This is a genomic window from Aporhodopirellula sallentina SM41, from assembly GCF_000346505.1.
GTDB classification, from domain to species: Bacteria; Planctomycetota; Planctomycetia; order Pirellulales; family Pirellulaceae; genus Rhodopirellula; species Rhodopirellula sallentina.
The window spans coordinates 1-22,520 of record NZ_ANOH01000428.1; the positions used below are offsets into that span (position 1 = coordinate 1).

General features: G+C 56.9%; 15 protein-coding genes and 2 pseudogenes. 4 read left to right on the forward strand and 13 right to left on the reverse strand.

Going from position 1 to position 22,520, the window contains the following annotated elements:
- The 8 genes and pseudogenes from RSSM_RS27430 to RSSM_RS27470 all read right to left on the reverse strand — a co-directional run.
- A pseudogene (locus RSSM_RS27430) lies at positions 1-294 on the reverse strand (nitrate reductase); the annotation flags it as partial.
- Between the two features lie 2 nt (positions 295-296).
- On the reverse strand, positions 297-2,150 hold the full coding sequence (locus tag RSSM_RS27435) for a DmsC/YnfH family molybdoenzyme membrane anchor subunit (protein ID WP_008687488.1): 1,854 nt from the start codon (positions 2,148-2,150) through the stop codon (positions 297-299).
- 132 nt (positions 2,151-2,282) lie between these two features.
- Positions 2,283-3,212 (reverse strand): hypothetical protein, encoded by a 930-nt coding sequence (locus RSSM_RS27440; protein ID WP_008687489.1) that lies wholly within the window; start codon positions 3,210-3,212, stop codon positions 2,283-2,285.
- Positions 3,213-3,252: 40 nt separating this feature from the next.
- On the reverse strand, positions 3,253-4,113 hold the full coding sequence (locus RSSM_RS27445; protein WP_008687491.1) for an ABC transporter ATP-binding protein: 861 nt from the start codon (positions 4,111-4,113) through the stop codon (positions 3,253-3,255).
- A 40-nt stretch (positions 4,114-4,153) separates the two neighbouring features.
- Positions 4,154-5,101, reverse strand: coding sequence for an ABC transporter ATP-binding protein (locus tag RSSM_RS27450; RefSeq protein WP_008687493.1), 948 nt, complete (start codon positions 5,099-5,101; stop codon positions 4,154-4,156).
- Positions 5,102-5,204: 103 nt separating this feature from the next.
- A complete protein-coding gene (locus tag RSSM_RS27455; RefSeq protein ID WP_008687495.1) occupies positions 5,205-6,320 on the reverse strand; it encodes an ABC transporter permease subunit in 1,116 nt (371 codons plus the stop codon).
- Entirely contained in the window at positions 6,317-7,744 is a 1,428-nt protein-coding gene (locus RSSM_RS27460) for a CmpA/NrtA family ABC transporter substrate-binding protein (RefSeq protein ID WP_390174074.1), read from the reverse strand. The genes RSSM_RS27455 and RSSM_RS27460 overlap by 4 nt, the downstream gene beginning before the upstream one ends.
- An 876-nt stretch (positions 7,745-8,620) precedes the next feature.
- Positions 8,621-9,982, reverse strand: a complete 1,362-nt coding sequence (locus RSSM_RS27470) for a VWA domain-containing protein (protein WP_144060167.1) — start codon at positions 9,980-9,982, stop codon at positions 8,621-8,623.
- Between the two features lie 366 nt (positions 9,983-10,348).
- On the opposite strand from RSSM_RS27470, the gene RSSM_RS27475 reads away from it, so the two are divergent.
- Positions 10,349-11,875, forward strand: a complete 1,527-nt coding sequence (locus RSSM_RS27475) for a nitronate monooxygenase (protein ID WP_008687501.1) — start codon at positions 10,349-10,351, stop codon at positions 11,873-11,875.
- Positions 11,876-12,406: 531 nt separating this feature from the next.
- Here the strand turns inward: RSSM_RS27475 and prmC are convergent.
- From prmC to rpmE, 3 genes are read right to left on the reverse strand one after another with little or no spacing between them, the layout of a single operon-like run.
- Entirely contained in the window at positions 12,407-13,306 is a 900-nt protein-coding gene (gene prmC / locus RSSM_RS27480) for a peptide chain release factor N(5)-glutamine methyltransferase (protein WP_008687502.1), read from the reverse strand.
- Positions 13,307-13,351: 45 nt separating this feature from the next.
- On the reverse strand, positions 13,352-14,434 hold the full coding sequence (gene prfA / locus RSSM_RS27485) for a peptide chain release factor 1 (RefSeq protein ID WP_008687505.1): 1,083 nt from the start codon (positions 14,432-14,434) through the stop codon (positions 13,352-13,354).
- A complete protein-coding gene (gene rpmE / locus RSSM_RS27490; RefSeq protein ID WP_044303830.1) occupies positions 14,431-14,679 on the reverse strand; it encodes a 50S ribosomal protein L31 in 249 nt (82 codons plus the stop codon). Before rpmE ends, prfA begins: the two co-directional genes overlap by 4 nt.
- Positions 14,680-15,043: 364 nt before the next feature.
- On the opposite strand from rpmE, the pseudogene lepA reads away from it, so the two are divergent.
- The 3 genes and pseudogenes from lepA (at position 15,044) to RSSM_RS27505 (ending at position 19,521) form a co-directional block, all read left to right on the forward strand.
- Positions 15,044-16,841 (forward strand): annotated as a pseudogene (gene lepA / locus RSSM_RS27495) (translation elongation factor 4).
- Positions 16,842-17,074: 233 nt separating this feature from the next.
- Positions 17,075-18,487 (forward strand): TCR/Tet family MFS transporter, encoded by a 1,413-nt coding sequence (locus RSSM_RS27500; RefSeq protein WP_008687514.1) that lies wholly within the window; start codon positions 17,075-17,077, stop codon positions 18,485-18,487.
- A 53-nt stretch (positions 18,488-18,540) separates the two neighbouring features.
- A complete protein-coding gene (locus RSSM_RS27505) occupies positions 18,541-19,521 on the forward strand; it encodes an NAD-dependent epimerase/dehydratase family protein (RefSeq protein ID WP_008687516.1) in 981 nt (326 codons plus the stop codon).
- 169 nt (positions 19,522-19,690) lie between these two features.
- On the opposite strand, the gene RSSM_RS27510 is transcribed toward RSSM_RS27505, so the two are convergent.
- Both RSSM_RS27510 and RSSM_RS27515 read right to left on the reverse strand, forming a co-directional pair.
- On the reverse strand, positions 19,691-21,028 hold the full coding sequence (locus tag RSSM_RS27510) for an ATPase, T2SS/T4P/T4SS family (protein WP_008687521.1): 1,338 nt from the start codon (positions 21,026-21,028) through the stop codon (positions 19,691-19,693).
- Entirely contained in the window at positions 21,029-22,234 is a 1,206-nt protein-coding gene (locus RSSM_RS27515; RefSeq protein WP_008687523.1) for a type IV pilus twitching motility protein PilT, read from the reverse strand.
- Positions 22,235-22,520: the final 286 nt, after the last annotated feature.

Sequence of the window (22,520 nt, forward strand, 5' to 3'; positions counted from 1 at the left end):
GGCCATTCCTAAGTTGACGGGGTATTTCGTTTCCGGTGTCAAACCGACCGCGACGCCTTCTTTCAAATGCAGTCTCAACCCGCAACCGGTCGCACAGAATCCACACGTCGCTGTCGTTGTGGTATCCGCCGCCATCGACGAGTGCGTCATCCCGAGCCCATGCTCACCGGGATGCAGCAACAGCTCCCGGGTCATGGTTCCTTCCCGGCGAACCAATACCTGCGGCAACTCAAAAGGAGCTTTTGCAACAGGTGACGAAGTCAAATCAACGGGTGTGGCCGGCGTGGTATCCATGCTCATTTCAGTGTCCCCGGCATGCGGTCGTAAACAACACTCATGAAATACAACAAACGCTCTGACGATTCACCGACGAGCAACGCCGCAGCAGCAAGCGACACGGACAACACCGCGCCGACGTTCCAACCGACAGCGATCGCAGCCATTGAAAACATGCATGCCACGATGCCCACCCAACCACCGGTCAGCCGAATGCGTGCCAACGGACTCAGGTGGGTTCGAACCAGTCGTCGACTGCGTTCATCGAATGTTTTGACGGAAGAACCCGATCCTCGATCGCCTTGATTGGCGAGATACAAGTCCCACTCCCAGAAAAGTTTGCCTGCCCCTGTCATCGCCGCCATCAGCAACAACGCATTGGCAATCGTGTTCATCTCGCTGGTCAGGATTACAGCCAACGCCGTCATCGGAGCCCCCACGATCACGCCCGTGATCAAAAACCGAGGGATCGTGCGGCTCCAACGCCATAACTCACGCCGAGTCGCGATGTAGATCATTGCACTGCAGTAGAGCCCCGCGATTCCGAGAACGACTGATGCGACCAACGTAGCCCCCGCGACCCACTCAGGCACCACAACCCATTCCGGAATACGCTCGGTTACCGCGTCTGGCGTCCACGCGGCAATCACGGGTAACCAAAGCAGCACCGTGGCGAGCAATAACGCTCCTACGAATTTTCCGAGCACGACGGCCTCGCGGCTCAGCCATGATGTTCTCAATCCGAGGAACACCCGCCACGCACGCAGCGGTTGCCCCAGGTGCAGCGGAGCGATGTTCATGCCGATCATGGCGACGACCAACGCGCCCAAGGCGGTCATCCGTGACGTCTCCACAGGCATCGTACCTCCACGAGCCCACAGCCCCAACGCAATCAAGCGTTCAAACAGGATCATGCCCACCGATACCTGAGTTGCGATCAACAGCAACGCCAACGGCCAATGACTCTCGGCGACTACATCGATTTGAGAGTCCTGCGGCACCGCCTCGGCAATTAAGTCGGATCGGTTCGAAACATAGCGAGTGGTCGGACGTGTCCAATCGGACAACGGAGCCTCCGGCACCAAACGCTCGTCCAATGATGTCAGCGGGCGAGTGCTATCAACCGTTCGGATCGAGATTGCTTCATTGGGACACGACTGAACACACGCGGGGGCTTCCCCCGTCTTGAGCCGTTGGTGGCACATGTCGCATTTGCGAACGATTCCCAAACGCTTGCTGTATTTCGGCACTTCATACGGGCACATCATCGTGCAGTATTTGCAACCGATACACTGATCATCGAGGTGCCTGACGATCCCGGTTACCGGTTCCTTGACATAGGCTTTGACAGGACATCCGTTCAGACACCCTGGGTCTTCGCAGTGGTGACAGGCCGTTGTGACATGCTGAATTCCCGAACTCGCGATCGTTACCGGGGATTGCTCGAGATCAATGGCGGTAGGGATGGCGAGATCACTGGGCTCATCGGCAGACTCATCCGCCAACGATCCGATCGTCAACGTGCCTACCTTTCGCCAGCTCTCGGCTTCCTCGAGCCCGTTCATCGTGTGGCAGGCGACCACGCACGCCTTGCAACCGCTGCACGTGTCGAGGTTGACTTCGAACGCGAGTTGTTGCCCCGGTTCGGGTGGAGTGACAGGCAACAACTGTCGGTAGTAGACAGACTGAGCCGGTTCGATCTCGCCCCGTGAATGAGCCTCTGAAAATTGCTCCACCGCGGTCAACGATTGCTGCTCTTCGAGCAACATGCCGACGAGGTCAAATCCAGAGTCGCTCTGCGAGAACGGCAACGAAGATCGCGATGACTGCGACCTAGGCTTGTCTTTCGTTTCGGCGGGTAGCGTGCTGGACATACTTAACTTAAAAGCGACAAAACGCGTCAATCAGTTCAGTTGACTGAGGCCAACCGATGCACTGACCGGTGCCGCACTCATCGGCACCGAGGTCTGATGAGACTGCAGTGATTGGGCTGAAGACTGTTGGATCTAAAACAAGAACAACGTGATGCTCGTGAGCGTGGCACCTTCGAAAAAAGGAATTGCCAATCCGGACGTAGGGCCGGGTGCGGCAACGTCTTCGTCGCGTCCTGCCAACAATTCGCTCGGGTCATCCGTAACGAGCGCCCGCATCTCCTGTTTCAAACGTGAAAACGGAGACAACTCCCCCGACCGGCACGTACCGATTGGGAGTGCGTAATCATCGCCGAGGTTGTAATACGCAGCCGAAACGAGTTCGAACTCATCTCGGTCTTCACACACCTTCCAAACTTCCATCCCCCGAGCGATCGGAGTTTGAGAAGAACTGATCAACACCGCCGTTGAACGGAATTGTTCCGCGGCGACCGGGATCCCCACCGCCGTCCTCAACAGATCCGCTGACGCGCCCGCTGCCCGCAGGAACCCAGGGTGATTCCCCAGGTCGTCATGAATCATCGAGCATCGGCCATCCCAAACCTGCCCCGGCAGCCCACTGCCTCGTTCAAAACGGACGAATGAACTGACGTTGTGAAACCGTTCCATCTTGCCGTAGTAGCCGTCCTTCAGAGCGACTTCGTCATAAATCCCGATCGGCTCCCATACCTCAAAAACACCAATTGGTGATTCGCTCGTTTCGACTTCCCCTTCGGCACCGCGTGCCAACAGCACGACCACCGACACGACTTTGCCGTCGTAATAAACGGGAATCGAAATTCCAGCCGATGCTCTGCCGGGCAGGTCATTCGAGGCGACCTCCGACGATCCCGACTGGACCGCGGACTCGGCGAGCGGCAGCAATTCGGGACGATGGTTGGGCAACGGATTACCGGATTCATCGATGTCGAATACCGCGACATCGCTCAGGAAACACGCTGACGGAAGAGAGGAGATACTCAATTTGGACGACCAGTGGTCGATGGTATGAAAAGAAGTAGACATTTTGGTTCACATGGGTAAAGCGGTTGATGGAAAGGACCTCTCAAACGGCCTCGGCCACCTGTTGCTCTTCCGCTTCGTCTTGCTTTTTCGCCTGCTCGCGTGCCTCGGCATCGGCTTTGAGTTTTCGGTGATCCTGCTCCTCAAGGAACTGAATCATCTTGCGTCGATACTCGTAATACTCGGGATGGTCGAGCACATCGGCTCGCACTCGTGGACGTTCAAACGGCAGGCTGAAGATTGCCCCCACACGTGCTCGCGGCCCGTTGGTCATCATCACGACGCGATCGCTCATAAACAGCGCTTCATCCACATCGTGCGTCACCATCACCGTGGTCACTTTGTCACGAACCAGGATCTCAAGAAGGATTTCCTGAAGCTCCATACGCGTCAGCGAATCGAGCATTCCGAACGGTTCATCGAGCAGCAGCATCTTGGGCTTCAGTGCGAAAGCACGCGCGATACCGACACGCTGCTGCATCCCCTGACTAAGATCCTTGGCCCTTTTGTGCAAACTGCCTCCCAAACCGACCAGGTTCAGGTAGTAGCTCGCCAAGTCGATTCGGTCGTTTTTCGACGCGTTGCGATAGACCTGATTGACACCGAGCATCACGTTGTCGAGTGCGGTCATCCATGGCATCAAACACGGCGACTGAAAGACAACACCGCGGTCGGGTCCGGGACCGTCGATCTCGCGTCCGTCGATCGCAACACCGCCGGTCGTGATCGGGTTCAAGCCCGCGACCATCGTCAAAACCGTGCTCTTTCCACACCCGGAGTGTCCGAGCAAGGCGACGTACTCGCCACGTTCGAGATTCAGATCGAAATCCTCGACGATAACGACCGGCCCCTTGTGGGTGTCGTAGGTTTTGCCGAGACGAAAAAGTTCAACGTATCCACGCATCGTGGCATACCTCTTGGTAAATGTGTGGGGACGCTCGCCTTTAGCGAGGCGGTTGGTTGTGGATCGCGCGACCCTTCCGGTTCAAGTCTTCCGGTTGGATATCGGGCAACCGGAACTTCAAATGCTTGGTCGCGGCCTGCTCGGCAGTGCGCGCCTTCTGGCGAACGGCGACGAGGTAGTTCGTCACCGCGTTTCGCAACGCTTTGAAGTGTTCGCAGTCATTCAGTTCTGTCTTGTTACGTGGCCGATCGATACCCACGGTGAACGCGGGCCCGAGAGAGGCCGACGGGCCGGGATTGAGCGGAACAATCCGATCGGCGAGCAAGATCGCTTCGTCGACGTCATTGGTGATCATCAAACAAGTTTGACGTTCCTCTTCCCAAATCTTCAGAATCTCATCACCGAGTTGGGAACGCGTCAGGGCGTCGAGCGCCGAGAGCGGTTCATCGAGCAGCAGCATTTTCGGCTTCATCGCGAGAGTCCGAGCAAGCGATGTACGCTGACGCATACCGCCGGACAACTCGTGCGGCCGACGATGAGCCGCATGGCTCAAACCGACCATGTCGATAAACTTTTCAACGTGCTCACGGCGGGCTTCCGAAGACCAATCCTTGAAAACCGAATTGACCGACAACGCGATGTTCCCGCGAACGGTCAACCATGGCAGCAACGAATAGTTCTGGAACACCAACCCACGATCAGGCGAGGGGCCCGTCACCGGTTCGCCCTCCATCGTGATGGTGCCTTTGTCAGGCTTGATCAACCCAGCAACCAACTGGGTGAACGTTGTTTTGCCACTGCCGCTGAAACCAACAACGGCTAGGAATTCTCCTTCGCGAATATTCAGGTTGATATTCTGAAGGACCTCCGAATGCGTCACACCACTGCCATAGCCTTTGCAAACACCTTTCATTTGCAAGATTGGCGATGGCGCCGGCGTGTCGGGCTTTCGAATCGCGACCGGTTCAGGACGCAGAAGGACACTCATAGTGCTGCCTTAAGCTGGCGGAGCAAAATGGAAGAAAAACGTTCCGCAGCCAGCCCGTGTCCCCACACACGACCGACTGCGGAACGAAAACGAATCGTTATGGTTAGGCCGGGGCAGGATTGCCGAAGCTAACCAAGTTGCGGAAAAAGATCATGATCCGATCGAGCACCAGCCCGATCATCCCGATCACAAACACACTGAACGCGATTCGTGCATATGTCAGTTCACTGCCGTTCTGAAACTCGTCCCAAACGAACTTGCCGAGCCCAGGGTTCTGAGCAAGCATGTCAGCGGCGATCAACACCATCCACCCCACGCCGAGGCTGATACGCATCCCTGCGAACATCAGCGGCAAACTGGCGGGCAAGATGATTTTGAACAGACGCTGCGCCCACGAAAGACGGAGCACATCAGCGACATTGATAAAGTCCTTGTCGACACTCGCGACACCGAGAGTCGTATTCACCAAAGTCGGCCACAACGAGCACAGACACACTGTCGTTGCCGAAATCAGGAACGCCTTATTGAAGAATGTTTCACCCGCGGAGTATCCGGCGTAGTACCACATGATGACGATGAACGCCAAAGGCAACCACGCCAACGGACTAACCGGCTTGAATACTTGAATGAACGGAGTCAACGCGGCATTGAACCACGGGCTCATCCCACACAACACGCCGAGGGGCACCGCGACCAGCGTCGCCAACAGGAAACCGAAGAAGACCGTTCCAACACTCGTCCAGATCTGATCGATGAAGGTTGGTGCACTCGACGGCTCGTAATTCACCGCCGACACCGCGCGTTTCTTCAACGACAACGACTTCGCTTCGAGCGCCTCTTTTTTCGCACCGGTGGCCTTCTCGGCGGCTTCCCCATAGGCCTTTGCTTCGGCCATGTAGCGAACCGCCTCGCCAACCTTCTCCTGTTTTGCCAAACGATCAGCTTGCTTTTGCTCGTAGTGCATCGCGATCAATTGAGCGCCTGCGTCCCACGTCGCCTTTGGACTCGGCAACTTAGCACTGTCAGTGACCACCGTATTGGCGGCCATTGCCCAGAACCCAAGGAACAACGCAATCGCAACGATCGGCAACAGGACGTACTTGGCAATCCCGACGAACTGTTCTTTCTTATCCTCGCCCGCAGCCAAGCGAACAAAAGGCTCAAAGATCGGAAGACCAGCGACCTCACAAAACTTCAGTAGACCACCTCGCCAGTTCATAGCTCCTCCTTATTGCCGATCGCGAAACTGTTGATGTATCCGATCGGATCACGCCCGTCGTAGGTGTTGCCGTCGATGAATTCCGAGGTCGGCTCACGATAACCGTCGTAGTCAGGCGCAGGCATCTCACTCGCATCCATCTTGCCCTCGCTGATCAACAACTCAGCAGCCTGGCGATAGATCTCTGGCTTGTAGACTTCTTTCGCAATTTCCTCATACCAATCCGCAGACTTCGGCTCGGTAATCTGCCCCCACCGACGCATCTGCGTCAGGAACCAAATGCAATCGCTGTAGTGCGGGTAGCTCGCGTAGTACTTAAAGAACACGTTGAAATCGGGCATCTCACGAACGTCCGTCTTCTGGAACACAAACGTGCCCGTCATCGAGTTGTCGATCACGTCCTCTTCGGCACCGACATAGTCTTTGCTACTGAGGATCTTCGCGGCCTCTTGTCGGTTAACAAGGGCACCCGAATCGTCTGTCTCATCCAACCACCTACCGGCACGAATCAACGCCTTGATCACAGCCAAGTGAGTACTGGAATTCTCCTCCGCCCAAGCCTTGGTGACACCAAAAACTTTCTCGGGGTTATTTTTCCAAATGTCGTAGTTAGTCGTGACCGGGACCCCAATTCCAGCAATCACAGCCTTCTGGTTCCATGGTTCGCCGACACAGTACCCCTTCACAATGTCTGCTTCGAGGTTTTGCGGCATTTGCGGCGGCGGAACCGTCGACAACTGCACCTCGGCATCCTGAAAACCGTTCAGATCGCTTTCGGTATACATCCCCGGGTGGATACCAGCGGCCGCGAGCCAATAACGGATCTCGTAGTTGTGCGTGCTGACCGGGAACACCATCCCCATCGGAAACGGCTTGCCCTGGTCGGCCAAATAGTCTTTCACGATCGGCTTGAGACTCTCGGCCGAAATCGGATGCTCCGGCGCCGGACTCTTCAGCTTAGGATCATTCTCTTGCATCTGCTCCCAGACTGCATTACTGACCGTGATCCCATTGCCGTTGTAATCAAGACTGTACGCGGTCACGATCGGCGACTTCGTCCCGATACCAATCGTTGCACCGATCGGCTGACCGGCGAGCATGTGCGCCCCGTCGAGCTGCCCATTGATCACATTGTCGAGAAGAATCTTCCAGTTGGACTGCGACTCCAACGTGACATTCAAACCTTCGTCTTCGAAATACCCCTTTTCTTTCGCAATCACGAGCGGGGCACAGTCAGTCAATTTTATAAATCCAAATTTCAGATCCGATTTCTCGAGATCCAACATTGCCGCGGGAGCAGCATCTGACTCGTCAATCTCGAGGTCCGATACATCGACCTTGGCTGCAGCAGCCTCCAAATCCTCGAGAGTGATGTCCCCTGATGAGCATCCCACACAAACTAGCGAGAGCGTCAACAACAGCAGCCAGCCGCTCCCTAGAAAAAAACGAAACCCAACACTGTTTCTCAACACAATAAAAATACCTTTCAACAACGCCTAACTCTCGACGCTTGCCCAAACACATTGCAGGCAGCGAGGCAATCGAGAACGTGTGCGGACTAACGCATCCATCGGACCAATCAGTGAAACCCGCCGCGCATGAAACACACGAAGAGAAAGTTCGCCCCCTTAGACAAAACCAGCAACAATCAGAACCGCGTTAAAATGGGCGAACGCTAATTAATCGCATCCGCGTGTAGATTTCAAACCAGCGTGAAATCGCTGGACTTGCTCAAACCCTATGCATAAATCACGAACAGAAGCGCACAAAACAAGCACAGGTGAGAAGCGAGCTGTCGTACCCTCATACAAGATACTGGGGGGTGCACCGACCGACGCTTTCCTGGAGTAAACCGGTGATCCTAAAGCATCTCGAGATTTGAGGCGCTTGATCCCTACAGTTGGAGTCGCCAACATCGATTTTCCGCCGGATCGGCTAGTGGTGCGTCACGACCAAGAACGAGGGTTCAAGGCCGTAGCAAAAGTCGCCAAGACTTTCGGTGATTCACGAGCTCTCCCGAAACGCTTGGCGAGTTTCGCAACCCGAAAACGAGGCTTTGACGCACCACGAGGGCTGTTGTAGCCAGAGGTCAGAGCAGAGACCGTGGGCGAATATCGCGATTTGGTGTCGGCCTCCGGCCTCTCATGATTGGACGTGCGGTCCGCTTCGCGGGAACGCGGCGATCGACATTACGCGCTCGTGAAATCGGTCCAATGTGAACTGGCCTGGCATTGCAACTCGGCCCGCACAACGCTGTTTGCGGTGACCGTGTTCCTCGATGGTGTTTCGCGAGCTCTGCGTCAGTTCACCTCGCGGAACTCGCCGCCAGTTTGCTCTGAGAGTCTTTTCAAGAACTCTTCGGTTAGCGGATTCACGCCGACTCCGATCGTGTGAAACTTCAGGTGCCGCATTCGGTTGCGTCCCACGATGTCGCGAAGAATTGCATCGGGATGAGTCAACTTCCCAAACGTTGGCTGTCCGTCAGTCAGCACAAACACCACCTCCAGTTGATCGTCAAACTCGAGGGCATCCGACAAGACACCGTGCGTGTTTGTCTTGTCCCCCAGAGCGATCCGCTCGACAAATGCGATCGCCTCGCGTTTGTTCTGTGGGTACGCGGGCAACAACTCTTCCTTCCACGCCTGCACCCGTGTGTCAAACAACATGATCGAAAACTCCGCCTCCGGTGGCAAATCATCAATCACGCGTACCAACTCACGTTTTGCGTTTTGCAAACGCGTATCGTACCGCGTCGGATGCTTCATGCTGCCGGAACGATCGATCACGAACAGCATCCGCCCTGCGTTGAGATTGATCCCGTAGTAGTGACTCTTGCTCAGCTTCAGCCCACCGGTGGACTCCGACGAAACGTCGTGCAAAGTCAACTTTCCAGACATCGCCGCGTCGCCGTTCATCGCAATATTGCCGGCGACGTTACCGTCAACAAAACTCACCGGTCGGACCAGCGAATCCGCAGGGTGCTGCTCGAGATACTGAGCATAGGCCTTGCGATCCCCGTCAAAGTCACGCACATCGACATCCGCGAGGCGATTGGCGATCTCATGACGCAACTGGCCCCGCAACTGTGAGTGCAATTGGTGCATGATTTCGATACTGCGTGGACAATGCAGTTGCGCCAGTGCCCTCACCAACGTGAACCGGTATGCGTACTGGTCCTCAAATTCAGACCGCATGATTTGATCCTGGAGCGACTCCACCGCAGCCTGGATTTCATGGCGGCCGACGAGATCCATTGCGATCATTGAAATCCGTCCATCGGTATGCTCGATCGCGTCGATGACGGTTGACCTCGCGTCTTCATTCGGACTCGCCGCGAATATCGCCAACAACTGATTCACGCTATCAGGAACAGACGATGGTTTCGCCGCTGGCTTTGCGGTCGCGTTGTCGCCACCGTCTTCCCGGTCGCTTTCGAAGGAATCGAGCAACAGCCGCGTCGCGGAAGTAACGACGTCCATGTTTTCGTACAACAGGTTCGGGTTCATGCGAAGCATCGCGACTGTTTTCAACCGCGCCGGTTCACTACGCCCGCTCAAGACGCGTGACATTCGTCGCTGCGCGGCAGTTTCTCCCACGGCGGGTTGCAACGACATCGCTGCGAACGCGACCAAAAAAACTGCGCAGACCTTCCACTTTCCCATCACCAATTCCCCCGTGCTTTGCAGTGCACCGGCCCGTGCTCGACCGATATCAAAGAACGATCTGATTCTAACGAAATAATGTCGCAGGCGAACAGAAAACTTCACTCTGTCGACGATTCATTTCGTGTCTGATGGCCGCGGCGTAATGTCTCATCCGCCCCCGAAAACCCTGCGAAAACAGCGGAAAACGCGGGGTTTTCGACACCCGCGATTCGTCGTGACAGAACATTTACATTCCAGTGACCTGGCGCGAAGACGCCACTTTGGAAGACAGGCATAGACTGACGTTAGAACGCTTCCCAATCGCTGTCGGACGTTCGCTCGTTCTTCCATCTCGCACGGCCCAAACGCAAGGAACATTGCACCATGGCACCCAAGGAAATTGCCCCCACCGCCTCGACGGAACACGCAGACCACGACACAGCACAAAGAAAACCGACCATCATCCAAGGCGGCATGGGGGTTGCCGTTTCAGACTGGCGGTTGGCCCGATCGGTTGCACTCACCGGACAAATGGGCGTCGTGTCGGGCACCGCGATGGACACGGTTCTCGCACGTCGACTGCAAAACGGTGACCTGGACGGAAAGATGCGGCACGCGCTCGCGGAGTTCCCGTATCCGAAGATGGCCCAGAAGATCATCGACCGATACTACATCGAAGGAGGCAAATCCGCGGACGCTCCCTACAAAGCCACACCGGTTGTTTCCCAGGCACCCAAGCAAGACCAACTCGAACTCGTAGTTGCGGCGAACTTTGTGGAGGTATTCCTAGCCAAGGAAGATCACGACGGGCTCGTTGGAGTGAACTTCCTCGAGAAAATCCAAACTCCCACACTCGCGTCGCTGTTCGGTGCGATGCTCGCGGGGGTGGATTACGTGTTGATGGGGGCAGGCATCCCGAGACACATCCCCGGCGTTTTGGACCGTCTCGCCGAGGGCGAAAAAGTCGAATACCCGCTGTACGTGCTCGACGCCCCAGCGGACGAACCGGTGGTCACCACGTTTGACCCGATGGAATTTGGCGAAGGCGACATCCCCTGGATCAACCGGCCGAAGTTCTTAGCCATCGTTAGCTCAGCGACCCTGGCAAGCATGCTCGCCAAAAAGTCCAACGGCCGAGTCGACGGGTTCATTGTCGAAGGCGCCTCAGCAGGCGGACACAACGCGCCGCCACGTGGCAAAATGAAACTGAACGAGCAAGGTGAACCGATCTACGGCAAACGCGATGCAGTCGACCTCGATGCGATCGCGGCGATCGGTTTGCCGTTTTGGCTAGCAGGATCATATGGCACGCCGGAAGCGGTCCAGCAAGCACTCACGACGGGCGCCTCCGGTGTTCAAGTTGGTACTGCGTTCGCCTTCAGCAACGAGTCAGGCTTGCTGCCGGAAATCAAACGCGACGTAATCGAACGATGCCGCAACGGATCGATTGAAGTTCACACCGATCCACTCGCCTCGCCGACCGGGTTCCCGTTCAAGGTCTTGCAGAAGCGCGGCACCGTTTCGGAAGAATCGGTCTACCAACAACGCCGTCGTGTTTGCGACCTCGGTTTCCTGCGACAGGCGTACCGAAAAGAAGACGGATCGACCGGTTGGCGTTGCCCCGGTGAGCCGGTGCAGAGTTTCGTCGCCAAAGGTGGCGAGGAGTCCGCCTGCGAAGGACGTAAATGCATTTGCAACGGATTGGTCGCGAACATCGGTTTGGGACAGACGCGTCGAGACGGAACGACTGAACCAGCGATCGTGACCTGTGGAGACGATGTGCAATCGATTTTGCAGTTCCTCGCCACACCGGAGGCGACCGAGTACTCAGCCCCTCAGGTCGTGCGTCACCTGCTCTCGGCAGTGAGTCCGCGGGAAACGTCGCAGTCGCCCGCGATGGTCGCGGTATGAGAGCGGAGTCCAGCCGTAGCCGGAGTCGTCAAGACTCCGGTCCGGAAGACCTCCAAAAACCCTAGCAAGAACGTCCGTTGTGTCGCTGCCTGAACTCTGGCGAGTCCAACTACGAAGAGTGCCTTCGGACAATCCAAATTGCAGAACAGACAAGCTTAGACAGGCGGTTGATCGCATGGGAAACCCGGAGGCCAACGACAAGGTACTCGCCCGACGCGCAAGCGAGTGATTGTGAGTGATCCCACGCTAGCCGGGCTGTTGATTCATTCATCTAACAGCAATACCGTTCAATTTTCGTTTAACCCGTGCCCGAAGGGTAGGTTGTGTTCCGTCAAGCGTCGCCTACGGCTGCCGGTTAAACGAAAACAGGTTGACTCTTTATAAAATCAACAGCCCGTAGAGCGTTTCTGATAAGGATGTAGCCGATGTCGACAGATTTCGGTGGACTGAATTCAGGCGAATATAGTTACAGGATCAGCCCGTCAGACTTCAAAACGCTATCGCGTGGGCGGATGCCGGCGGGTGACGCTCTCAAGATTCCGACAAACCGAGTGAGATCGTTCGCTGCAGACCGGCGAGGTCACGGATGCGTTTGATGTCGGTGTAATGCCCGGTGGTTTCGGCGATCTGTTTGCACTCGTCGGCAATCATTGGGCTGTATTCAATGATCAGTCGTCCGCCGGGATACATCCAGGCCGGAGCCTGTTCAAAGATACGCTCAATGATTTCTGTCCCCTTATCGCCCGACAACAACGCACCGCGTGGTTCGTGTTCACGCACGGTTGCGGGCAATTCGTCGTACTCACTTTGACTGATGTACGGCGGGTTGCTGCAAATCACATCAAACTTTGCACCTTCTTCGAGTGCATCAAACAGATCGCTCTGCAATAACGTCACCCGATCGGCGAGGCCCAACTTCTCGACGTTCCATCGAGCGATTTCGAGCGCCGCGAGTGAGACATCTACCGCCGTCACCTCGGCGTCAGGCAGGTTCTTGGCGATGGCGATCGCGATCGCGCCGCTACCGGTGCCGATATCGAGAATCCGCAACGGCCGATCTTGGATCGTGGGGGCGAGCAGTTTGGCCCGATCGATCGCTTCGACGACGAGATGCTCCGTTTCCGGTCGCGGAACGAGGACGTTCTCATCAACGCGGATGGGAATCGAGTAGAACTCGCGGAAACCGACGAGCTGCGCGACCGGGGCTCCCTCGCCGCGACGGCGGACGAGTTCGCGAAACGCGATTCGTTCTTCCTCGGAGGGGACTTCGGCGAAGGCGGTGTACAGTTCGATCCGTTCGCAACCACGTGCGTGGGCGAGCAGGATCTCGGCATCCAATCGCGGCGATTCACTGCCACGTGTTTTGAAAAAGTCTGCCGTCCACTGCAACAACCGCAGCACGGTCCATGGTTCGGTGCTGGGGTTAGTCATGGGAGCACATCCGTTGCCGAAAGAAGAGAAATCCCTCGATCCGCCTTAGTCGATCATATCGCCACGGAGTTGATCGCGGTCGTATTCGATAAGGGCTTCAGTAACGGGGGTGAGATCGCCACCGATAATCTGATCGAGCTTGTAGAGAGTCAGGTTGATACGGTGGTCGGTGAGGCGGTTCTGTGGGTAGTTGTACGTACGGATCCGCTGGCTCCGGTCTCCCGATCCGATCAGACCTTTGCGAGCCTCGGCTTGCTTGGCGTTCTCTTCTTCTCGCTTCTTTTCGTAGACGCGGGCCTTGAGAACACGCAGGGCCTTGGCCAAGTTTTTGTGTTGGCTCTTCTCGTCCTGACACTGAACCACGATGCCGGTTTCATAGTGCGTCAAACGGATCGCCGACTCAGTCTTGTTGACGTGCTGACCACCAGGCCCGGACGCGCAGAACTTGTCGACGCGGTAGTCATCCGACTTAATGTCGACTTCAACATCTTCCGGTTCGGGCATCACTGCAACGGTTGCCGCGGAGGTGTGAACACGTCCTTGGGTTTCGGTTTCGGGCACGCGTTGGACGCGGTGACCACCGGATTCGTATTGCAAATCGCGGAAGACGTTTTCGCCTTCGAGCGTCAACGTGATTTCCTTGAACCCGCCCATTTCGGTAGGGCTGGCTTCCATCACCTCGGTTTTCCACCCAACCTGTTCGGCATGCCGCCGGTACATTTCATAGAGGTCGCGGGCGAACAAAGCCGCCTCATCGCCTCCGGTACCGGCGCGGATTTCCATCACGCACCGTGTGCGGTGAGAATCATCACCACCGACGGTGTAAGTGAGCAGGTCTTCCCAGAGAGTCTCTCGCTGCGAACGCAACGATTTCATCTCGGTTTCGGCCATTTCGCGTTCTTCGAAATCGTCAGTCGCCTCTGCCATTTCCTGGCAGTCCTGGATTTCCTCGCTGAGCCGTTTGAACTCGCGATATTTCCCGACGACTTTCGCCAACCCACCATGCTCACGGGCGGTGGCACTCATACGAGCACCATCGCCGAGCACATCCGGGTCGGACATGTCAGTTTCGAGCTGAACGAAACGCGCTAGCTTTTCCTCAAGGTTGTCGCGGATCGATCCGCTCATTTGCCAGCTTTCTTAGCCTTCTTTGGCTTTTGAAGGCTGCCATAAGTACCGGCAGCGAACTTCTTCTGGAACTTATCGATACGTCCGGCGGTGTCGACGTACTTCAGTTTACCGGTGTAGAACGGGTGACATTCGCTGCAGATGTCAATCTTCAGCTCGGGGCGGACGCTTCGCGTCGTGAAGCTGGCGCCGCAACCACACGTAACGGTGGTCTCTTGGTAATTCGGATGGATGCCGTCTTTCATGACTGTATACACAAAAAAATGGGCGGATTGGGGCGCGTTGCTCGGCTGAGAACGCGGATTGTTCGAGAATTCGAATCGCAGATAGTACGCGACAAACGCCATTGAGTTCAAGGGCTGCCGCGTTCAGATCAGCAGTAAAGCCAGTATCAAACGCCGACAAGGGGCCGATCGTAGGGAAGAGGCCACACACCGCGATCCCCCCAACTGGTCACCTACCCGGTCAAGCAAACCAGATCCCCGGTCGAGCAAACCAGACGAGCGTTCGTCCCGTTTTGGCAATGGCCACCGGAAACGGGATTGGATAGGATTCTCGTTTGGATCGAATTTCGCTCGGTGATCCCCCTATCCCACAACCTTCCATCGTATGAAACACATTCGGAACTTTTGCATTATCGCCCACATCGATCATGGAAAGTCGACGCTGGCGGATCGTTTAATCCAAGCCTGCGGCGGAGTCACCCAGCGCGAGTTCCACGATCAGATGCTCGATTCGATGGATATTGAGCGGGAACGCGGGATTACGATCAAGAGCAACACCGTCACCCTGAGCTACACCGCGAAAGATGGCCAGGAATATCAGTTCAACCTGATCGACACCCCCGGCCACGTGGACTTCTCCCATGAAGTTCGCCGGTCGCTGATGGCGTGCGAGGGTGCCCTGATGGTGGTCGATGCCTCGCAGGGCGTGGAGGCTCAAACGGTCGCGAACCTCTATCTGGCTCTCGAATACGACCTCGAACTGCTCCCGGTGATCAACAAGATCGACCTTGCCAGCGGCCGACGTCGAACGGGTACGCGAAGAAATCGACTCCGACCTCGGCCTCGATCCGTTCGCGGCGATCCCGGTCTCGGCCAAAACCGGACAGGGCATCGAAGACGTGCTCGAGGGGATCGCGACGCAGTTGCCGCCGCCCGAAGGCGACCCCAAGGCACCGCTGAAGGCACTGATCTTCGACGCGTTCTTCGACAAATACCGCGGCGTGATTTTGCAGTGCCGCGTGATCGAAGGGACGCTCAAACCCAAAGACACGATCCACTTCATGCACACCGATCGCGATTTCCTGGTCGACGAACTCGGGTACAACCAATTCAAACTCGTCCCCAAGAAGCAGCTCGCCGCGGGCGAAGTCGGCTACATCGTCGCCGGCGTCAAGAGTGTGCAGGATATCGAAATCGGGGACACGATCACCCTGGCCGATCGCCCCGCCGACGAACCGATCCCGGGCTACCTGCCCGCCCGGCAAGTCGTCTTCTCATCGATCTATCCGATGAGCACGGACGAATACCAGGATCTCACCAAGGCCCTCGAGAAGCTGTCGATCAACGACGCCGCGTTGACGTTCGAAAAGGACTCCTCGGCGGCACTCGGATTCGGCTTTCGATGCGGATTCCTCGGCCTGCTGCACCTCGACGTGATCCAGGAGCGACTGCAACGCGAGTTTGACATCGGACTGGTCATCTCGGCCCCGTCGGTCAGCTACAAACTGACGCTCAAAGACGGCTCAACGATCGACGTCGACAACCCGAGCTACTGGCCCGATCCGACCAACATCGACTCCGCCAGCGAACCGTACATCCGGGCTCAAATCCTCACACCGGAAGAATACGTCGGCCCGGTGATGGAATTGTGCCGCGAACATCGCAGCGAAAGCCAAACGATGAACTACCTGGCCGCCGGCCGGGTTGAAGTGGTCAGCGAAATGCCGCTCGGCGAAGTCCTGTTCGACTTCTACGGCAAACTGAAAATGATCACCCGCGGCTACGGGTCGTTCGATTACGTGCCGATCGAATACCGCAAAACGGACATCGTCAAAGTCGACATCCTGGTTAACAAAGAACCAGTCGATGCGTTGGCGTACCTCGTGCACCGCGAAAAGTCTCGCGCCCGCGCGTTGCATTACTGTGAACAACTCGCCGAAGAGATTCCGCGTCACCAGTTCAAGATCCCGATCCAGGGAGCAATCGGCGGCACCGTCATCGCCCGTTCGACGATCCAAGCGGTCCGCAAAGACGTCACGGCCAAATGCTACGGTGGCGACATTTCCCGAAAGAAAAAACTGCTCGAAAAGCAGAAGAAGGGGAAAGCCAAGATGAAGCAGTTCGGCAGCGTCAATATTCCGCAAAAGGCATTCGTCTCGGTGCTGCGGGCGGACAAAAAGTAACCGCGACCCTACCCTGTCAAAAAAGGGCGTCTGAGCTAACCTAGTGGTGCGTCACGATCAAGAATGAGGGTTCAAGGCCATAGCGAATGTCGCCAAGACTTTCGGTGATTCACGAGCCCTCCCGAAACTCTTGGTGAGTTTCGCGACCCGAAAACGAGGCTTGGACGCACCACCAGTACGCCGACGTAGCTTGGTTTTTGCATAGGCCGTAGTGGATCTCGTGAAAGATCCTCATGCAGCAGGATCTTCCACAAGACCCACGATGCGAAAAGAGTGCGAACACAAACGCCAAGTACGCCATCGTCGCCCAAACCCGCTCATCCCCACCCCCGAACGAGTCCCCTGTTTTGATCACGCCTCCGCATCAGAAACGCACTGCTGCGATGGCGTTCATTCTGTTGACGTTGTTCATCGACATCTTGGCGATCGGCATCATCATTCCGGTGCTGCCCGAACTTGTCAAAGAATTCGTCGGCGGGAACGAATCGAAGGCCGGTTGGTATGTCGGGATCATCGCGGCGACGTTTTCACTGATGCAGTTTTTCTTTGCCCCGGTACTCGGTGCTCTGTCGGATCGCTTTGGCCGGCGACCGGTCATCCTCGGCTCGCTCTTCGGACTCGGTGTCGACTTCATCATCACCGGATTGGCGACATCAGTTGGATGGCTGTTTGTGGGACGGTTCATCGCAGGTGTGATGGGCGCGAGTTTCTCGACCAGCAACGCGTACATCGCCGACATCTCCACCAGCGAAAACCGAGCGAGGAACTTTGGCTTGGTCGGCATGATGTTCGGACTCGGTTTCATTATCGGACCGGCACTCGGCGGACTGCTCGGCGGGATTTCACTGCGACTGCCGTTCTTCGCCGCCGCCGGGTTGTCACTGGTCAACTGGCTCTATGGGTTCTTTGTACTGCCTGAGTCTCTGCCGCCGGAGAAACGCAGTTCAACAATCACGCTCCGCAGCATGAACCCGTTCGGCACGATCACCCGCCTGCGTGCTTACCCGATGGTGCTAGGCCTCGCCGCCGCATTTGTGTTCAGTTCCCTGGCCCAACGCGGCCTGGAAAACGTGTGGGTCCTCTCGATGGGCTTCCGATTCGGATGGGAAGAACAAACCAACGGATGGATGCTCGCGTTGGTCGGACTGATGGCGGTTATTGTGCAGGGCGGTTTGGTTCGCCCGACAATTCGACGCCTTGGTGAGCGCCGCACCGTGATGTTTGCCACAACGGTCTCCTGTTTGGCATTTCTCGGCTACGGTTTAGCGACCCAAGGTTGGATGATTCCTTGCATCATCATCTTCGGCTCGCTCGCTGGACTAGCAGGTCCTGCGATCCAAAGCCTGATCACCAACACCGTCGACCCGGCCGAACAGGGCCGCGTGCAAGGCGCGTTGACTTCCCTGTTGAGCCTGACCAACATTCTCGCGCCGTTGATTTTCACCGCCGGACTGTTCCGCTACTTCACCGACGAGAGCACGCCTTTTCGATACAACGGACAACCGTTTGCCGGGGCACCGTTCGTGTTCGGCTCGTTGTTGTTGCTGATCGCCCTAGGTATCCTCTTTCGTGTCTTGAAGCGTTTTCCCGCCAAGGTCGCGACTGAGACACCGGCAGTTGCGGCCACGCAAGAAGTGGCCAACTGAACGAGAAACCTAATCAGCCAACTCAACCGACAACTGAGCGAGCCAACCGAGCCATGCGAATCCTTGTTACCGGCTGCAGCGGTTTCCTCGGCAGCGAGATCGTTCGCCAATTGATTGAACGCGGCAACGACGTGGTTGGACTCTCTCGCCGGGAGACCCCCGACCTCGTTCGGCTCGGCATGCAACATCACCGCGGTGACCTTTCAGACGTCGAATACGTTCACCGCACGGTCAGCGACGTCGACGTGGTGATTCACACCGCGGCGGTCGCGGGAGTCTGGGGGCCGTGGAAACATTTCTACGTCAACAACGTCGTGGCGACACGAAACATCCTCGCGGCCTGCCAATCCTCCGGTGCAACGCAGTGTATCTACACGAGCAGCCCGAGCGTGACGTTCGCCGGCGGACATCAAAGTGGCATCGATGAGTCGGTCGGCTATCCGGAAAAGTGGCTCTGTCACTACCCACGCACCAAAGCAATCGCCGAACGCGAAATCATCGCCGCCGACACTCCCGGTGGCCTACGAACAGTATCCCTGCGTCCACATTTGATTTGGGGCCCCGGCGACCCACACCTCCTGCCGAGGCTTCTCGACCGAGCCCGATCGGGGCGCCTGCGTATCATCGGCGACGGTGAAAACCGAATCGACACCGTGCACGTGACCAACGCTGCGGCGGCTCACGTCAGCGCGATCGATGCACTCGCGAGCAACCCCGACAACGCCGCGGGTCGGTCGTACTTCATCGCGCAAGACGAACCGGTGAAATGCTGGCAATGGATCTCGCAGCTTTGCGAGAAATTCGACGCACCGGCTCCAACCAAGAAGATTTCTTACCAAGCCGCCTACGCGATCGGCGCGGGACTGGAATCGATCTACCGTTCGCTGCGACGCAGTGACGAACCGCCGATGACGCGATTCGTCGCCGCTCAGCTCGCCAAAGATCATTACTTCGACATCACCGCCGCCAAAGAACGGCTGGGCTACCGTCCGACCGTCACGATGACCGACGGGCTCGCAAAACTGACAACCTAGAGCGCATTGATATTTGACGTGCGCAATCCCCATAGCTGGATTCGGCAGGATATCAGAGCACCCCTGCCAGGCGACATCAGCAACATCGTCTTCAAAAACGCTCTATCCCAAACAACTCTTTCGCCGACCCGCGTTGCTCACGGATCGGCTCTCGCATTTTTGAATCGACCTACCGCCGGGCAAACACGCGTTTGAGTTCGTCGATGCCAGTGAGACCTCGGGCGATCGATAGAACCGCCTCCGCTTGAATGCCACGGTGTCCTTCGGATCTCGCGATCGAGAACAACTGACCGGCGTCGCTCGTTTTCACGAGAGCCTGCCGGAACTGCGGCCCAGGACGCAGCAACTCGAACACACCGATCCGTCCGAAGTACCCCCGACCGCCACACACGTGACATGGCGTGATCGGCGCCGGCCGGCCGTTTTCGTCAACTTGTTCTTCGATCGGTGGCGGGATGAACGGTTGATACATCACGGGAACTCGCCCGGCGGGGATACCGAGCTGCGCGAGCAACTGTGGCGGCGGCTCGAAACCGACTTTGCAGTTCTCACACAACCGTCGGATGAGCCGTTGGTGCAAGACCGCGCCGAGCTTTTCCGCGACCAGTTTGCGTGATTCGGGATAGCGACTGAGAAACGCGAGCAACACTTCGATCGCGCTGTTGCCGGCGGCTCGGTGCATCACTTGGCGGTCTTCCTCGAAAACCTTCTCCATGCACAAATGCAGCGACTCGGGCTCGGGAGGGTTGGGGAACATGAGAACATCAGGCTCTCGCAACACCATCCGCTGAACGACCTCCAACTCCGTCTTGCCGGTGTCGCCGCCGAAGAAGTTCGACGTGACGTTAATAATCTCCGGCTCCGGTGATTCGGCTGGTTCAAACGATTGGAAGTCGCGGATCAATCGGTCGGCCGAATTGATCGCAACGTTCCACAGCGTCGTGACGCCTTCACTTTTCTTTGCCGAGATCAACACGACGTTGCCGTGTCCGTTGAGCTGTTCCTTGAACTGCTCGACCATCTTGTCTCGCATCCCCATGTCGGAGAGCGTGCTGAAGGGAACCTTCTCGGCATCGATCCGGCAAATCACACGTTCGCCCGTAGGCACACCTTGCGACTGGACCGTTAACTCAAATTTGTCCTTGTTGACCTTCAACCCCATCGCGCCCTTTTGAGCGCCTCGGCGATCGGCCGGGTTCATCAGGCAGAGTTGCTTCAACGCGTACAACATCGCGTCGCCGGTTTCGCGATCAAGCGGCGGGAGTTGTTCCCAGTTCCCGTCGATTTGATACCGGATCGCGGTCGCGTTTTGCGAATAGTCCAACAACATGTGCGTGGCACGGGACTCAATCGCGTGGCCCAATTGGCCGGCCGCGATGAGATAACCGGGGCCTTGCCGGGTCGAGATCAACAACGCCTGCGCGTCGGTGCGCTCCTCCACGTGAGGAACGAACTCCACCGGAGCCGCGGTTTGCCATAACTGAATTTCGTCAGGTGTTTGTGCCACTTAGATAATCCCTGGAGCTTTAACGTCGATGCCTTTCAGCGTCATCTTCAGCGCGTCCTTGTTCGGAGCGACCGCAAACGCGGTCGGACGATCGATCAGGTCATCGTCAATCAATTGTTTCAAACTCATCGTAAAATCTTGCATCCCGTCTTCGGCACCGATGCGAATCGCGTCGGGCAGTTTGCTGTCGTGGCCTTCGAGAACGAGTTTTCGAATCATCGGGGTGAACGTCATCACCTCGCAGGTCGGCACACGGGAGACGCCGGGGCGAATACTCCTGAGCAGTTTTTGAGCGACGATGCCTTTCATATTCATCGCGATCGCCCCTCGAATCGCACGGTGCATTTCCTCGGGGAACAAATCGAGAATCCGGCCGATGCACGTCGATGCACTCGCCGCGTGAATCGTCCCGAACACAAGGTGACCGGTCTCGGCGGCGTGAATCGCCGTCATGAACGTCTCTTCGTCACGCAGCTCACCGACGAGAATAATGTCGGGGTCTTCCCGCACCGCATGCTTCATCCCAACCGAGAAATCGACCACGTCCTGGCCGATCTCCCGTTGGTTAATCAGCGATTTGTCTTCGGTAAAGATAAACTCGATCGGATCTTCGAGCGTCAGAATGTGTTTGCGATAGATGCTGTTGATGTAGTTCAGCATCGAACCGATCGTCGTACTTTTTCCCGATCCCGTCACACCGGCGAGCAACACCATGCCCTGTTCGTAGTGGCACAAACTCTCGATCGTGTCCGGCAAAAACAGGCCGCGAAAGTCGGGGATGAAGTTACTAATCCGCCGGGCCACCAATCCGATGTTCCCGAGCGACTTGAGCATGTTGATCCGGAATCGCCAGCGTACCCCGTCCACTTCGCATTGATACGAGAAGTCGGCGCCGCCTTCTTCTTCGAAAATGATTAGGTTCCGTTCGTCCATCATCGGCAACAGAAGACGAACCATTTCCTCCGCATCGATCGGGCCACGGTTGAGCGGTTTCAACTCACCGCCGACACGAACCATCGGAGGCTGGCCGACTTTCATGTGCAAGTCAGATCCCTCGAGCTTGACGAGAGCTCGGAAAATCTTGTCGACCTCGAGCTCCTTCTTATCCTGGAGCAATGAGCTCTTCAAACGTGAGGCAACGGCCTCGGCAGACATATCGCGAACCGGGCCGGCAGGGGCCGCTTTGGCAGGTTTGGCGTGTGACATGTTCGGTTGGTGAACCCGTTGAAAAAGAACAGAAGAGAGGACGTGCTAGCTTAGTTGATTGTAGGAGGACTGCGAGGGGAAAGTAGGCGTCGAGCGTCGTGGAATCGCTCCGGAACGAACGGTTATCCGAACGATGCCGCCGGCACCGTTCGCAAAATCGGTACACCCCAACGAGCAATCACCGCCAGCCAGAAATCACGACGCCCAGCCACAACATGCCCCGGGACGCACTGCGATCGAACAGGGCAGGCTGTTCCTCGGTCGCAACGCTCACTTCCTCGGACGA